We start from the raw sequence: 13,085 nt of genomic DNA, 5'->3' as shown, positions 1-13,085 counted from the left end.
ACCCAAGGTGCGGCGTCCATCAGCGCTCCACCTTTGCCCAACCGACGGTCTCCGCGTCAGATGAAGCGGATCGGAACCGGTCTCGAATCAATGAATATAGCGCCGCAACCGGAACGGCTTGCATTCCTATCGCCGAAATGGGTAATCCGAGTGAAGCACGAGGCATCACGCGACCCGAGTACGTGACGGCACAGCCTAGGACGCCTGCATAAAGGACGAGACTAATGGGCCAGGAAGAGACACCGGCGGCTGCCACTGCAACCCAGAACCCAAAGCATCCCACGGTCAGCCGATACAACTTATGCCCGATGAAGAGTCGGCCCTCCGGGCTCGAGGATAGAAGCCGAAGTTGAGGCAATTGTTCCCGGAGCAGCCCCTTCGCGATCCGAACGCGCCTGCCCCATTGGTCCTTGTTCGACGCCGGATCCTCCACAGTCTGCAGTAGATCCGATACGCCAACCCGCTTTCCTTCGAAGACCAATTGGGCCGCAAGCCATAGGTCATCGACAACAATCCCCGGCGGCGTCGGCCGGTAGTCCGCTCGGCGAATGGCGATCAACTCGCCGACCACACTGAGTGTGCCCACGGCTTCAGAGAGTCTTTGCTTCGTTGACGCCTCGAGTTGCCAGAAGAGCGCTTCCCGCGTGCCCCGCTCCGTCTTGTTGCCCGAGACGAGATGCCAACGCGTGAGCTCTTCGACCACGATGCTGGGCCAACGTTGCGGCTGGATCTCGCAGTTCGCATCTGTGAAGACCAACACATCGGCACTGGATGCTGCTGCGCCAACGGCGGAGGCATGCGGCTTCCCAGATCGCTCCAAGCGGATCACCCGGTCGGCATCCGCCTCCACGGCAGCGTCACCCGTCGCCTCATCACTCGCGACAACAGTGATCGTGGAGGGACCGGGGTACTCCCTCAGCGCATCCCTCAGACGTCTCACAGTCGGTCCGATCGTCGCCGTCTCGAGATATGAGGGAACAATCACGTCGATGGATGGCCGGGGCGGAAGGACCTGCGGAGTCGACGCCGTCGATCGGCCGCGTCGCGTCTCCGCGCGGAGCTGAAGGCGAGGCAAAACGATCCCCAGTGCGAAAACCGCGCCACCGGCGACGGCGACGCCGACCGCCGGCCAAGAGAAGGGAGAACTCATCGCGTCAGAACGCCCCGTCGCCAGCAGTCACGGCTCGGGCGGTTCTCCAGAGGATCACAATGTCTCCAGTCAAAGACCAGTTCTCGACGTAATACAGGTCGAGGCGCATCGCATCTTCCCACGAGAGCGAAGACCGTCCACTGACCTGCCAGAGGCCGGTCATGCCCGGCTGAACCAGCAGTCGGCGACGAGCAGCGGAATCATAGAGCTCAACCTCACCTTCACGTTGAGGCCGAGGGCCGACCAGACTCATGTTGCCGATGAACACATTGAGCAACTGGGGCAGTTCGTCGAGCGAATAGGTGCGGAGAAAGCCACCGATGCGCGTCAGGCGCGGATCGTTCTTCACTTTGAAAAGCGGTGTGCCGTGAGTGCCCTGGGCCTCAAGCAAGTCGCGCAATTGAGCATCCGCCCCAACCGTCATCGATCGGAACTTCAGCATGGCGAACGGCTTCTCGTTAAGACCGATGCGCTCCTGCCTGTAGAAGACCGGGCCTGGACTTGTCACTTTGACGGCGACGGCGATCAGGAGGAACACCGGCGAAAGAAGGAGGAGTAGCAAGGCTGACCCGACGACATCGAATGTGCGCTTGGCGAAGTGCTTGCGGCCTTCGTAGGTCGGCGTCTCCACGTGGATCAATGGCAGGCCCGCCACAGGCCGGGTGTGGATGCGAGGGCCACCGATGTCGACCAAGCTCGGCGCGACGACCAAGTGCTGCCGGCCGGGCTCCAGGCCCCAACTGAGCTCCCGCACCCGCTCGGGCGGGAGCTCATCGGAACTCGTGATCACGAGGGTGTCGGCTCCGCTCGACTCAAGGGCTGGGAGAGCCTGAGCGATTCCCCCGAGGACGGGAATTCCAAGCTCCATGAGCACCTCTGACTCCTGAGCGCCGTCGACGCAGGCACCCACGACTCTGTAACCGGCGTCCGGCACACGCTTCAATTGGCGGGCGATGGCAGCGGAGGATCGGGCGGAGCCGACCAGCACCACCGTGGAACTGAACCGCCCTTGCTGGCGTTGCACTCGAAGCCACTGTCGCCAGAGCCAGCGCGAGAAGATCAGCACTGCGATACCCAGTGGGAAGGCGATAAGAATGTATCCGCGCGCAAGGTCGAGCTTCACGAGGAAGGCGACGATCGCGACGATGCCGAAGAGCCAGATCGAAGCGTTTACGACCAGGCGATACTCCTGCGACCCGGCGCCGATGACCCGGTAGCCGCGTGTTCCGAACACGCGCAGCACAAGCATCCACGCACCGATGAGCACGACGGACACGATCGTGTAGCTGACCGCGAGGTCACCACGGGAACCACTGAACCCGCTCGCCTCACGGTCGAAGCCGAGCCAGAAGATCTGAGCTCCGAACACCACCCAGATGAGAACGAGCGCGTCCGTTGCCGCCAGCCGATGCATGTAACCGCGACGCCAGTCGGTCACCGAGCGGGCGTTCATACGCGCTTTTTCGATGACCATTACGTTTGATTTCCCCACGGTGTACAGACGACTGGTGCGCGTCGACCGGTATTTGAGTTTAGCTTCGCAGATATGTTGCCGCCGACACCGGAGCCCGTGCCGACGCCCCACCTTGTGGGGCATTGACCTACTTCAGGCTCAGGGTACGCCGCCGGCGATCGTCCAGCCGCGCAACAGTTGCGGCTCGACGAGCTTGGGTTCAGCTCCCGAGCAGGCGCCGGATGCGGTGGCCGAGGGCGACGCTAATGCCACCCCAAGTGCACGAGGTCGGATTAAGGTTACGTCTGCATGGAGTGACGGAGCGTCAGTTTTGCTGCCCCAGTGGGAGGGGGTGTTGCGGCCCTTCGACAGGCTCAGGGAACGCGTGGCTGAGCGGGAGGGGGTGTTGCGGCCCTTCGACAGGCTCAGGGAACGGGTGGCTGAGCGGGAGGGCTGGGAACGGCCCTTCGACAGGGTCAGGGAGCGGGTGGTGAGCGGGTGGGCATGGCGCGGCCCTTCGACGGGCTTAGGGTGCAGGGTGGCTGAGCCGGAGGGCTGGGAACGGCCCTTCGACAGGCTCAGGGAGCGGGTGGTTGAGCGGGAGGGCTGGGAACGGCCCTTCGACAGGCTCAGGGAACGGGGTGGTTGAGCGGGAGGGGCAGGCGCGGCGCTTCGACAGGCTCAGCGAACTCCTTCGACAGGGTAAGGGTGCGCGGGATCAGGGGGCGATTAGTGCTGTAGCGGCGTCTTGCTGCAGCCAGGTTGTGTTGTCACGGGTGGTCAGGGCGACGGATGCGGGAGCCTTGTCGCCCGGGGCACAGGCCGTCGCGGCGGCCAAGCGCTCGTCCGTCGCCGCGATGCTCGTGATCGAGACCGTGGGGCACGAGCCGTCGGCTGTGCGAGCCACCGTCAGGCGGCCGGCGTCGGCCGACAAAGCCACCGCGTTCGGGGCGTCGATGGTGCGCCAGCTCGGGGTGTCGGCATCCGTCGCCAGGGCGATCGAGCCGTCGCAGAGCACCGCGACGAGACCATCGGTCTGGGCAAGCTGCCGGGGCGCCGGACACGGGGCCGCTTGGGCGTTGCCGTTCAGCACCACCTTGCCGGCGTCGGCCGGGTCGAGGTAGCTCCGGTCGTCGAAGTCGGCCGCATCCTCTTCCCAGGTGACGCCCGACGAGAACGTGCGATAGAAGCCCACGGCGCAATCGGGCCCGGCCTTGGCCACGACGAATGCCGTCGTGGCGCTGACGGCCTGCAGAGAGAGCACCTCGTGGATGGCGGCGTCACGGGTGGGATGCGCTTGCCACGAGTCGCCACCATCGTTGCTGCTCTCGATGACGGCGTCGTCGCCACCGCAGTTTCCGGGGGTGGCACGCCACGCATCCGTGTCATCGACGGCGGCGAGCAGCGTGAGCGACGGCTTGGAGCCGGCCGGCGCCGCCCCCGGCTGGTCAGTCGCGGTCGGCGACGGTGTGCTCGCCGGGGCATCCGTCGGCGTGGGCGTCGAGGTGAACTGCCGGGGAGTATCGGTGGGCACGGGCGCCGTCGGGCCGGCCAGGGCAGTGCCGACCAACACGATGTCGATACCGAGCAGCACGACGATGGCGATGGCGGACCAGAGCCGCAGCGATCCGACCGGCCGACGCGGCGGCTTGATCGCCAGCGGGGGCCGCGCACCCGTGAGCTTCAAGGGGCGACGCTCAGCCATCGGCGCGCGGCTTTCCCAGAACGGAGGCGATGACCCGCGTCGCGTCGTCGAGCACGCGGCCGGTCTCGTCGTAGAACTCCTGCGGTCGCCGGTACGGGTCGATGACGTCGTCATCGTCGGGGGAGGCGAGCGGCGGGAGGTAGCCGCGGTAGCTTCCGACGGCACGCACGAGCGCGGCCGGCGAGGCGAGGTCTTCGATCTCGAAGTCGTTCTCGGCGCGCGCGGTCTCAGCGAGACGGGCGAACTCGCGCAGCGTGAAGGCGTACCGGTTGGCGCGCGGCAGTTCGCTCACGGCCTCGGCACGGTGAGAGCGGGATGCGGTGAGCACCAGATCGGCGTTCTCGAGCATCGCAACGGTGAGCTGCCGCGCGCGCTGCGGGCGCTGCGCTCCCCCGTAGCGTGCCACGAGTTCGGCGGTCGGCTCGGTCATGTCTTCCCCGACGAGAGCACCCGTTCCGGCGCTCGCGACAACGGCGGGCACGCCGGCGGCGGCGAGGCGCACCTCGAGCAGGCGCTCAGCCAGCGGTGACCGGCAGACGTTTCCGGTGCACACCGTGAGAACGCGCAGCGGCGCTCCCTGGTAGCCCGACCACGCCACGGTCAGCCGGCCGCTTTCATCGGCTTGAGGTCGGCCTCATAGCCGTAGCCGGATTCGTAGCCGTAGCGGCCGTAGCCGTAGGCATCCGGTCCCTTGGTCGGCAGCATTGTGAGCACGATGCCCGACACCGGGGCGCCCACGTTGTCGAGTGCCGAGACGGCACCCTTCAGCTGGTTCTTGTGGGTGCGACCAGCGGCCACGACCACAAGGGCTCCCCCGACGCTGCGGGCGAGGATGGCGGCATCCGTGACGGGAAGCAGGGGCGGCGCGTCGTAGATGACGACGTCGAAGGTGTGGCCGAGCTGGTTGATGAGCGAGAACATCGCCGTGGAACCGAGCAGCTCGCTCGGGTTCGGGGGGATGCGGCCGGCCGGAAGCACGTAGAGATGCGTGCGTCCCCACTTCTGGATGACGTCGTCGGCGCTCGCGCGGCCGATGAGCACGTCGGTCAGGCCGGCGCTGCCCTCGAGTCCCATGTAGTCGGCGACCTTGGGGCGGCGCAGGTCGGCGTCGACGAGCAGCACCCGCGCTCCGGCGTCGCCGAGCGCGATGGCGAGGTTGGCCGCGGTGGTGCTCTTGCCCTCGCTCTCGATGCTCGAGGTGACGACGAACGAGCGGTCGGCGCGGCCGGCATCCAGGAACTGCAGGTTGGTGCGCAGCGTCCGGAACGACTCCGCCCGCGGGCTCTTGGGGTCGGCGTGCACGATGAGGGGGCGCTCGGCCGCCTTGCTGTCGAAGGCGATGCCGCCCAGGATGGGCCGGTCGGTCACGAGCTCGACGTCGCGCTCGTTGCGGATGCGGGTGTCGAGCGTCTCGCGCAGCACGGCCACGCCGATGCCGAGCGCGAGGCCGATGAGGGCGCCGAGCGCGATGTTCAGCGGAACGTTCGGGCTCGTGGGCTTCTGCGGAACCGACGCGTGCTGCACCAGCGTGAGGTGAACGGGGCTGTCGCCCTCGGGCGTGGTCTTCTCGATCTGCTCGACGGTGGTGGCGAGGCTCTCGCTGACTGCCGTGGCGATCTGCGCGGCCTTGGCCGGGTCTTCATCCACCACGTCGATCTCGATGAGCGTGGTGTTCAGGGGTGCGCTCGCTGTCACCCGCGCGGCGAGCTGGTCGGCATTGTCGGTGAGGCCGAGGTCGCCGATCACCGGCAGCAGCACGATGGGGGTGGAGACCAGGTCGGCGTAGGTCTTCACCCGCTGCTGGGTGAAGGTGTTGCCCTGCTGCAGGTCGCTCACCGTGTCGCCGCCGCTCGTGCTCACGAAGACCTTCGCGCTCGAGCTGTACTCGGGCGTCTTCGCGAGCGAATACCCCGCAGCAGCACCGATCCCGATGAGCGTGAGCAGCACGATGAGCACCCAGCGCTTGCGCAGGATGCGGATGTAATCGCGCAGCTCCACTTATTGCCTTTCCGTCCCCCGGTAATCCAACAGTTCATGTTGCCACAGTTCCTCCGGGCCGCCCGGCGCCCCACTGCGTCGCGAGACGCCCCGATACGCTTGCGGGCGTGAGCGAACACCGGATGCCCGCAGCCGCGCCGACCCCACGTGACCCGCACTGGGGGGTCGGCACCGCATCCGTCGGTGTGCTGCTCGCACTGCTCGGCGTGTGGGCGCTCGGCGCGCTCACGCGCACCGTTGTGATGTCGGGGCCGGCCGCTCTGGTGCTCTCGTACGCGGTGGTGTGGGTGCCGCTCATGGCGGTGGCGCTGTGGGCGTGCTTCGCCCGCGGAACCGGGTCGCTCGTGCGCGACTTCGGGCTGCGCTTCACCTGGCTCGACCTGCTCTGGGGCGTGGGCCTGGGGCTGGTGCTGCGCGCCATCGCGACGATTGTGGAGATCGCGGTGTACGGGGGTTTGCAGGGCAACCTGTCATTCGGAGAGCCTGCCAACGATTTCTGGTGGCTGTTCGGCGGCCTGCTGGCTCCCGTGTTGATCGCTCCCTTCATAGAAGAGGTGTACTTTCGCGGGCTGATGCAACGCGCGCTGACCCGGGCCACGGCGCGTTTGACGGGTTCGGGGGCGGATGCTGCAGCCGACGACAACGCTCTCGTGCCGCCGACGCGTACCGGGTTCGTGCCGCGCATCCCGTGGCTCGCTGTCGTGGTGACGTCGATCGTATTCTCGCTGCTGCACGTGGCGACGACGTCGCTGCTCATCTGGCAGAGCGCCGTGGTGGTGGGTGTCGCGACGCTGATCTTCGGTCTGGCGGTCGGGGTGCTGACCGCGCTCACCGGGCGCATCGGCGGCGCGATCATCGCCCACGTCGTCTACAACGGGATGCTGGTGCTCGTTCTGGGGATGTGACCCTTCGACCTCGCTCTGGGGACGCGAAAAGGCGACGGCCGCTGGAGACTGTTCGCTGAGCCTGTCGAAGCGAACCCGCCCAGCGCTGGAAGCGGCCCTTCGACAGGCTCAGGGAACGGGGGCTGAGCAGGAGCGCATGTTGCGGCCCTTCGACAGGCTCAGGGGACGGAGGCTGAGCAGGAGCGCATGTTGCGGCCCTTCGACAGGCTCAGGGGACGGAGGCTGAGCAGGAGCGCATGTTGCGGCCCTTCGACAGTCTCAGGGAACGACGGCGACGCGCGCTGGAAACTGTTCGCTGAGCCTGTCGAAGCGAACCCGCCCAGCGCTGGGAGCGACCCTTCGACAGGCTCAGGGAACGGGGGCTGAGTAGGAGCGCAGGTTGCGGCCCTTCGACAAGCTCAGGGAACGCGGAAGGGCGACGCGCGCTCGAAGCTGTCGCTGAGCTTGTCGAAGCGAACCCGCCCAGCGCTGGGAGCGCATGTTGCGGCCCTTCGACAAGCTCAGGGGACGCGCGCTCAGGGGACGCGCGCGCTCAGAGGCTGCAGCTCGCGTTCGGCGGAACGCTCCGACTCGGCTGCCACTGCCGCATGCGCGCGAGCGTCGATACGGGTTTTCCAGCGCATAATCGGGCGCTCCAGCAGGAACCAGCTGAGGGTCGCCGCCGCGATCGTGCACGGGATCTCCCACAGCCAAGGCTGCGGCAGCTCCAGGGCGTGCAGCCACTTCACCATCGGGTAGTTCCAGAGGTAGGCCGCATACGAGATCACGCCAAGGCCGAGCAGCGGGGCGAGTATCTGGGAGGGCAACGCCTGCCACGCCTTCACCCGCAGGATGAGCACCATGCTCGCGACCGCGACGGCGGGACACATGAGGAAATACGTGAGCGCGTCGCTCTTCGTGTCGGGCAGGAACGCCATCGCCACGACGAAGAGCCCCGACGCGACGGCCGCGACGGTGAGCGCTCGGCCGTGCAGCATCCGGTCGACCGTGGGTTCGTAGAGCTTGACCGCCGCGCCGATGATCATGGCGACCGCCCACGAGGTGGGCAACGTATAGAGGTCCGTCACCGAGGGCGACATGACCACGAGGGATGCCGCGATCGCCACGTTCACGAGCACGACGGCCCCGATCAGTACGAGGCCGATGCGCCGCATCCGGAGCCCGAGCGTGAGCAGCAGCGGCCAGAGCAGGTAGAACTGCTCTTCGGTGGCGAGAGTCCAGAGATGCTGGAGCGCGGCACTGCCATCGACGAACGGCAGGTCCATCGTGTAGGTGAGGGCGAAGAGCACGGATGATCCGAGGCTGTCGGACTCGTCGAGCGGGTCGACGAGCACCGTGACGATCGCGAACACCAGCACCAGCAACAGCAGCGCCGGCAGCAGCCGCAGCGCGCGGTTGCGGTAGAAGCGGCCGTACCGTAGTCGTCCGAATCGCTCGACGTCGCGGTGGATGAGCCCCGTGATGAGGTAGCCCGAGAGCGCGAAGAACATCACGACCCCGACCAGGCCGGCGGTGCCGAAGACGGCCGGGCGGGCGTGGCGCAGCATCACCAACAGGATGGCGATGCCCCGCAGCACGTCGAGCCCGACGAGCCGAGCAGTGGGTCGAGACAACACCCCGTCATGCTAGGTCGGGCGCCTCTGAGCCGGGATGGGGTTGCGCAAGAGGATGCCGTGTACGAAGGTGCCGGACGTTGCGGCCCTTCGACAGGCTCAGGGCGGGTGGTCCGACGGGCGTCGCGGCCCTTCGACAGGCTCAGGGGACGGGTGGTCCGGTCAGCGACGGGCGTCGCGGCCCTTCGACAGGCTCAGGGAACGAGTGGTCCCGTCAGCGACGGGCGTTGCGGCCCTTCGACAGGCTCAGGGGACGGGGCGGTTGCGGCCCTTCGACAGGCTCAGGGGACGGGCCGTCGTGGGCGGCGCGCTCAGCGGTGGCCGAGGCGGCCGCCCGATTCCTGCAGGTAGCAGGCCGCGCACAGCGACTCGTAGGTCACCTCGACGCCGTCGATCGCCACCTGCGCGCCGTCGAACACGAAGCGGTCGCCGATCTTGCGGCCGTTGAAGATCGCCTTGCGCCCGCAACGGCAGATGGTCTTCAGCTCTTCGAGGCTGTGCGCGATCTCGAGCAGACGACGACTGCCGGGGAAGGCATTCGTGAGAAAGTCGGTGCGGATGCCGTAGGCCAGCACCGGCACGTTCTCGAGAATCGCGATGCGCAGCAGATCGTCGACCTGGTCGGAGCTGAGGAACTGGGCCTCATCGATGAGCAGGCAACTCACGTCGCGGTTCGTCGTCTCGATCACCGTGGCCCGGTGCTGCTGGAAGGCCCGGTACGCATCCGTCGTCGGGGCAAGAACGAAGTCGACGTCCCGCGTGACGCCCAGGCGGGAGAGGATGCCGAGGTCGCCCTTGGTGTCGATGGCCGGCTTGGCGAGCAGCACGTTGTGGCCGCGCTCCTCGTAGTTGTACGCGGCCTGCAGCAGGGCCGTGCTCTTGCCGGAGTTCATCGCACCGTAGCGGAAGTAGAGCTTGGCCATGGCGAGTGTCTTCTCCTTGTCGTGCGCATGCAGCGCGTGCCGAGCGCAACGGATGCGTCAGGCAGGCAGCCCGAACGACGCTACTCCAGAATGCCGTCTTCGGCGGCACGGCGGATGAGCTCCACCTTGCGGCTGGCCGGGCGACCGACGCGCTGGTACTTCTCGCGCACGCGGCGCAGGTACGTCTTGGCGGTCTCGTACTTGACGTGCATGGCGTCGGCGACCTCGGCCGTCGACCGGCCCGCGGCGTAGAGCGCGAGTGCCTGGCGCTCCCCCGGGCTCAGCTGCGGCCGTTCGAACGGCAGTCGCTCGGTGCGTGCGGGGTTCGGGATTCCGGATGCGGCCGGCTCGGGCAGGCGCAGCGCCGTGCGCACCGCCGCCATCACCTCGCGCATCGGCAGCGACTTGGAGAGAAAGGCGATGGCTCCGGATGCCGCGGCACGGCTGCGTGCGTCGGAACTGTCGAGCGCGCTGATCACGATGACCTTCGCTCCCGCAGCGCGGCAGGTGCGGATGCGCGCCTCGATCGAGACCGGTTCGACGAGCTGGAAGTCCATGAGCACGAGGTCGACGGGAAAACCCGGATCCCGCACGAACTCGATCCAACTGCGCGCGCGAACGGCGAGTTCGAAGTCGGGCGCGTTCGCGTGGATCCAGCTGGTGACGGCGTCGAGCAGCACCTCGTGATCGTCGAGCAGACCGATGCGCACCCGGCGGGGCGCGGCGAGGTCATGACTCGACATAGTCGAATCTTACTGTCAGCCGACGTTCAGCGAGCGTGGATCGTGCCCCCCGAAAGAGCACCCTCACCACGCTCAGGTACTGGGCGAGCGTGCGTCGCAGGGCCCGTGTGGCCACGCCCGTCGTGGCGGTGATGTGCACGCGGTTGAGGCCCGCGGCATCCGTCGGGCGGATGCTGACCCTCACGTCGCCGCCCCCGATCGCGGGGTCTTCGCAGAGCGCGACGATGAACGCGGCGAGGCCGACCCGCTGCTCCGCACTCATGGTGACCGCGAGTTGCTCGGGGTCGTCGATGACGAGCGCCGTGGGCGTGCGGGCCAGCTGGCGGTCGGCGAGGTCGTCGAGCCAGCTGCGGTCGAGCTCGCGCACGAGGGTGCGGCGCACCGCCTGTGCAAGTTCACGGGCGCGGATCACGTCGTGCTCCTCGATGCGTGCGGCGGCGAGCACGCGGGTGAGCAGCGGCAGCACCTCGCGGGAGAGCAGGGTCACCTGCTCCTGCTGCACGCTGCGGGCAACACCCTGCCGCTCTTCGACGTCGCTCGAGAAGACGGCCTGCGTCGCGAGGCGCTGCCACACCTGCACGCTGCGCACGATCTGATCGCTGAAGGCGGCGCCGGCGAGTCCGAGCGCGAGAACCGGGGTCACGACCACGACTGCGTATTCCGCGAACGGAACGTGCACGGCCAGATACGCGGTCTGCAGCGGGAGCAGCGCCGTGAGCGTTGCTGCTCCCGTGAAGGAGGCCACGATGAGCGAGATCGCCGGACGATAGGGCGCGAACGAGATGATGAGCAGGCCCGCCGCGATCTGGCCGAAGTCATCCTGCAGCAGGGCGTTCTTGCCCAGGCGGCTGAAGATCTCGAGCACGGTGGATGCCGCGGTGAGCACGTAGACGAGTACCACCGAGTGCAGGTGCATGGGCGCCGCCGCCGGCCTGGCCTCGACGAGGAAGGCAACGCAGGCCAGCGCGAGCATGCCGACGGCGCCGATGGCGAGCACCGGATCGACGACATGCGGCCACTGCAGCGCGGTCTGCAGCACGCCGTACGCCAGGGCGATGACGCACGCGGCCACGCTGAACGGCCAGGCTCCCAGCGTGCCGAGCGGGTCGACCCTCTGTGGGCTGACGAGCCAGGATCGGCCCGTCGGGGGCGCGTAGGAGACCGGGTCGTACATGCGCAGCCGCATCACGCCTGCTCTCGCACGTCGTCGAGATTCTCGAAGTCGCCGTCGTGGTCGGCGCGCGCCGCCTTCCGCGGCACGGTGAGCAGCACGCTCGTGCCGGCCCCCGGCCGCGACCACACCCGCACGTCTCCCCCGACGTCTTCGATGCGCTGCCGCACGGAGTGCCGCAGGCCGATGCCCGCGCTGCCGGGCTCGGGCGTGAAGCCGCGGCCAGCATCCGTCACCATCACGGAGGTCTCGTCGGGGGTGTCGCCGATGATCGCGATCTCGGCGGCATCCACTCCCGCATGGCGGATGACGTTGATGAGGCACGCCCGCACCGCCAGCCCGAGGGCCTGGCCCACGTCGAGAGGGAGGTCGCTGACGGCGCGGCGGTCGCCGGCGATCTCGACACGGAGTCCCTGGCCCCGGGCCGCCTCCACCGCCTCTGCGAGGGGGCTGAGGGCCCAGTCGGCCGAGAGCGAGGCGAGGCTCGCCTCCGCTCCGGTGAGCCACTCCTGACCCACGAGCCTTTCGAGATCGCGCGTGACGGTGGTGCGGAAGCGCGGATCGAGCGGCCCCGGCCGGCTCGCGGCGATGGTGACGAGGTGACTGAGGGCGGTGTCGTGAACCAAGCTCGTGGCGCGCGCCTCGAGGTCTCGGCGAAGCGAGAAGGCGGTGTTGTCGCGGGCCGCGCGCAGGATGGCCGGCTGGGTGGCCCGGATGCGGCGGCGACCGAGCCCCTCGATGATCAGTACGCCGGAAAGAAAGAGGTAGATGGTCGGAACGAACCCGTCGAGGCGGTAGGGCACGTCGGTGAGCAGGCAGGCGGCGATGATGGCGCCCTCGCCGATCACGAGGCCGGCGCTCGCCCAGGCGACGCCCACGAAAGGTCGGGTGCCGACACCGCCGACCATCACGAGAGCCATGGCGGGCAGTGCGACGACGAAGAGGTTGCTCGCCGGAAACACGTGCGGGTCGCCGAGCAGCGTCGCCGTGTAGATGAAGCTCGAGAGTCCGCCGATCACGAGATAGCCGACGGTCGCGACGAGGGTGGCGGTGGTTGCGAGGGTGATGAGCAGGATGCCCATGGGCACGAGGGCGATGATCGTGGGCCAGAGGCCGTCTGCCGGATGCGCTGCGCTGAGCGAGGTGACGGAGACGAGGGCGCCCACCAGGCAGACCAACCCGAACCAGTGCGAGGCGCGCGCGAGAGCGCGACTCATGGTCGCATCCGCGAGGTGGATCGGTAAGCCGAGCGCCATCGTTCACTCCTTTCCCGAGTATTTCACCCCTATGCATGGAACGTCCCCCGCTTTGTGGCGGAAATGTACCCCGGTTTGGGATGCCGCGAAAGGGGGTCGGGGGCGGGAGTTCGGGGCGCATGCTGTGCGCTGAGCCTGTCGAAGCGAACCAGGCCAGGCAGACGCGTC

The 13,085-nt window shown here is 68.0% G+C and carries 11 protein-coding genes; 1 reads left to right on the top strand and 10 read right to left on the bottom strand.

Going from position 1 to position 13,085, the window contains the following annotated elements:
• Positions 1-19: 19 nt before the first annotated feature.
• The 5 genes from WDJ51_RS09060 to WDJ51_RS09040 all read right to left on the bottom strand — a co-directional run bounded on the left by WDJ51_RS09060 (position 20) and on the right by WDJ51_RS09040 (position 6,306).
• Positions 20-1,150, bottom strand: a complete 1,131-nt coding sequence (locus WDJ51_RS09060) for a glycosyltransferase (protein ID WP_337852128.1) — start codon at positions 1,148-1,150, stop codon at positions 20-22.
• Positions 1,151-1,154: 4 nt separating this feature from the next.
• Complete coding sequence (locus tag WDJ51_RS09055; protein ID WP_337852127.1) at positions 1,155-2,624, bottom strand: sugar transferase; 1,470 nt, start codon at positions 2,622-2,624, stop codon at positions 1,155-1,157.
• Between the two features lie 697 nt (positions 2,625-3,321).
• Positions 3,322-4,308: a hypothetical protein gene (locus WDJ51_RS09050; RefSeq protein ID WP_337852126.1), complete on the bottom strand. Its 987-nt coding sequence runs from the start codon at positions 4,306-4,308 to the stop codon at positions 3,322-3,324.
• Complete coding sequence (locus tag WDJ51_RS09045; RefSeq protein ID WP_337852125.1) at positions 4,301-4,906, bottom strand: arsenate reductase/protein-tyrosine-phosphatase family protein; 606 nt, start codon at positions 4,904-4,906, stop codon at positions 4,301-4,303. Before WDJ51_RS09045 ends, WDJ51_RS09050 begins: the two co-directional genes overlap by 8 nt.
• A 2-nt stretch (positions 4,907-4,908) precedes the next feature.
• Entirely contained in the window at positions 4,909-6,306 is a 1,398-nt protein-coding gene (locus tag WDJ51_RS09040) for a polysaccharide biosynthesis tyrosine autokinase (RefSeq protein WP_337852124.1), read from the bottom strand.
• A 107-nt stretch (positions 6,307-6,413) separates the two neighbouring features.
• On the opposite strand from WDJ51_RS09040, the gene WDJ51_RS09035 reads away from it, so the two are divergent.
• Positions 6,414-7,211: a CPBP family intramembrane glutamic endopeptidase gene (locus WDJ51_RS09035; protein ID WP_337852123.1), complete on the top strand. Its 798-nt coding sequence runs from the start codon at positions 6,414-6,416 to the stop codon at positions 7,209-7,211.
• 515 nt (positions 7,212-7,726) lie between these two features.
• Here the strand turns inward: WDJ51_RS09035 and WDJ51_RS09030 are convergent.
• From WDJ51_RS09030 to WDJ51_RS09010, 5 genes are all read right to left on the bottom strand, one after another.
• On the bottom strand, positions 7,727-8,827 hold the full coding sequence (locus WDJ51_RS09030) for an acyltransferase family protein (protein WP_337852122.1): 1,101 nt from the start codon (positions 8,825-8,827) through the stop codon (positions 7,727-7,729).
• A 308-nt stretch (positions 8,828-9,135) separates the two neighbouring features.
• The gene (locus tag WDJ51_RS09025; protein WP_337852121.1) at positions 9,136-9,747 is read right to left on the bottom strand and encodes a thymidine kinase; all 612 of its coding nucleotides are present in this window, start codon (positions 9,745-9,747) and stop codon (positions 9,136-9,138) included.
• A gap of 80 nt (positions 9,748-9,827) precedes the next feature.
• A complete protein-coding gene (locus WDJ51_RS09020) occupies positions 9,828-10,490 on the bottom strand; it encodes a response regulator transcription factor (RefSeq protein ID WP_337852120.1) in 663 nt (220 codons plus the stop codon).
• Positions 10,477-11,676 carry a hypothetical protein gene (locus WDJ51_RS09015; RefSeq protein WP_337852119.1) on the bottom strand — a complete coding sequence of 400 codons (1,200 nt, stop codon included), beginning with the start codon at positions 11,674-11,676 and terminating at the stop codon, positions 10,477-10,479. Before WDJ51_RS09015 ends, WDJ51_RS09020 begins: the two co-directional genes overlap by 14 nt.
• Positions 11,676-12,917 (bottom strand): sensor histidine kinase, encoded by a 1,242-nt coding sequence (locus WDJ51_RS09010; protein WP_337852118.1) that lies wholly within the window; start codon positions 12,915-12,917, stop codon positions 11,676-11,678. The genes WDJ51_RS09015 and WDJ51_RS09010 overlap by 1 nt, the downstream gene beginning before the upstream one ends.
• Positions 12,918-13,085: the final 168 nt, after the last annotated feature.

The sequence above is a fragment of the Rathayibacter sp. YIM 133350 genome, from assembly GCF_037404875.1.
GTDB lineage: Bacteria > Actinomycetota > Actinomycetes > Actinomycetales > Microbacteriaceae > Orlajensenia.
The sequence above is the reverse complement of the archived record's forward strand: the minus strand, read 5'-3'. Positions and strand labels throughout refer to the sequence as shown.

Bases quoted from the DNA above. Each gene is read 5' to 3' on its own strand.
- WDJ51_RS09020 (WP_337852120.1), bottom strand. From the start codon at position 10,490: ATGTCGAGTCATGACCTCGCCGCGCCCCGCCGGGTGCGCATCGGTCTG.
- WDJ51_RS09015 (WP_337852119.1), bottom strand. From the start codon at position 11,676: ATGCGGCTGCGCATGTACGACCCGGTCTCCTACGCGCCCCCGACGGGC.
- WDJ51_RS09060 (WP_337852128.1), bottom strand. From the start codon at position 1,150: ATGAGTTCTCCCTTCTCTTGGCCGGCGGTCGGCGTCGCCGTCGCCGGT.
- WDJ51_RS09055 (WP_337852127.1), bottom strand. From the start codon at position 2,624: ATGGTCATCGAAAAAGCGCGTATGAACGCCCGCTCGGTGACCGACTGG.
- WDJ51_RS09010 (WP_337852118.1), bottom strand. From the start codon at position 12,917: ATGGCGCTCGGCTTACCGATCCACCTCGCGGATGCGACCATGAGTCGC.
- WDJ51_RS09050 (WP_337852126.1), bottom strand. From the start codon at position 4,308: ATGGCTGAGCGTCGCCCCTTGAAGCTCACGGGTGCGCGGCCCCCGCTG.
- WDJ51_RS09025 (WP_337852121.1), bottom strand. From the start codon at position 9,747: ATGGCCAAGCTCTACTTCCGCTACGGTGCGATGAACTCCGGCAAGAGC.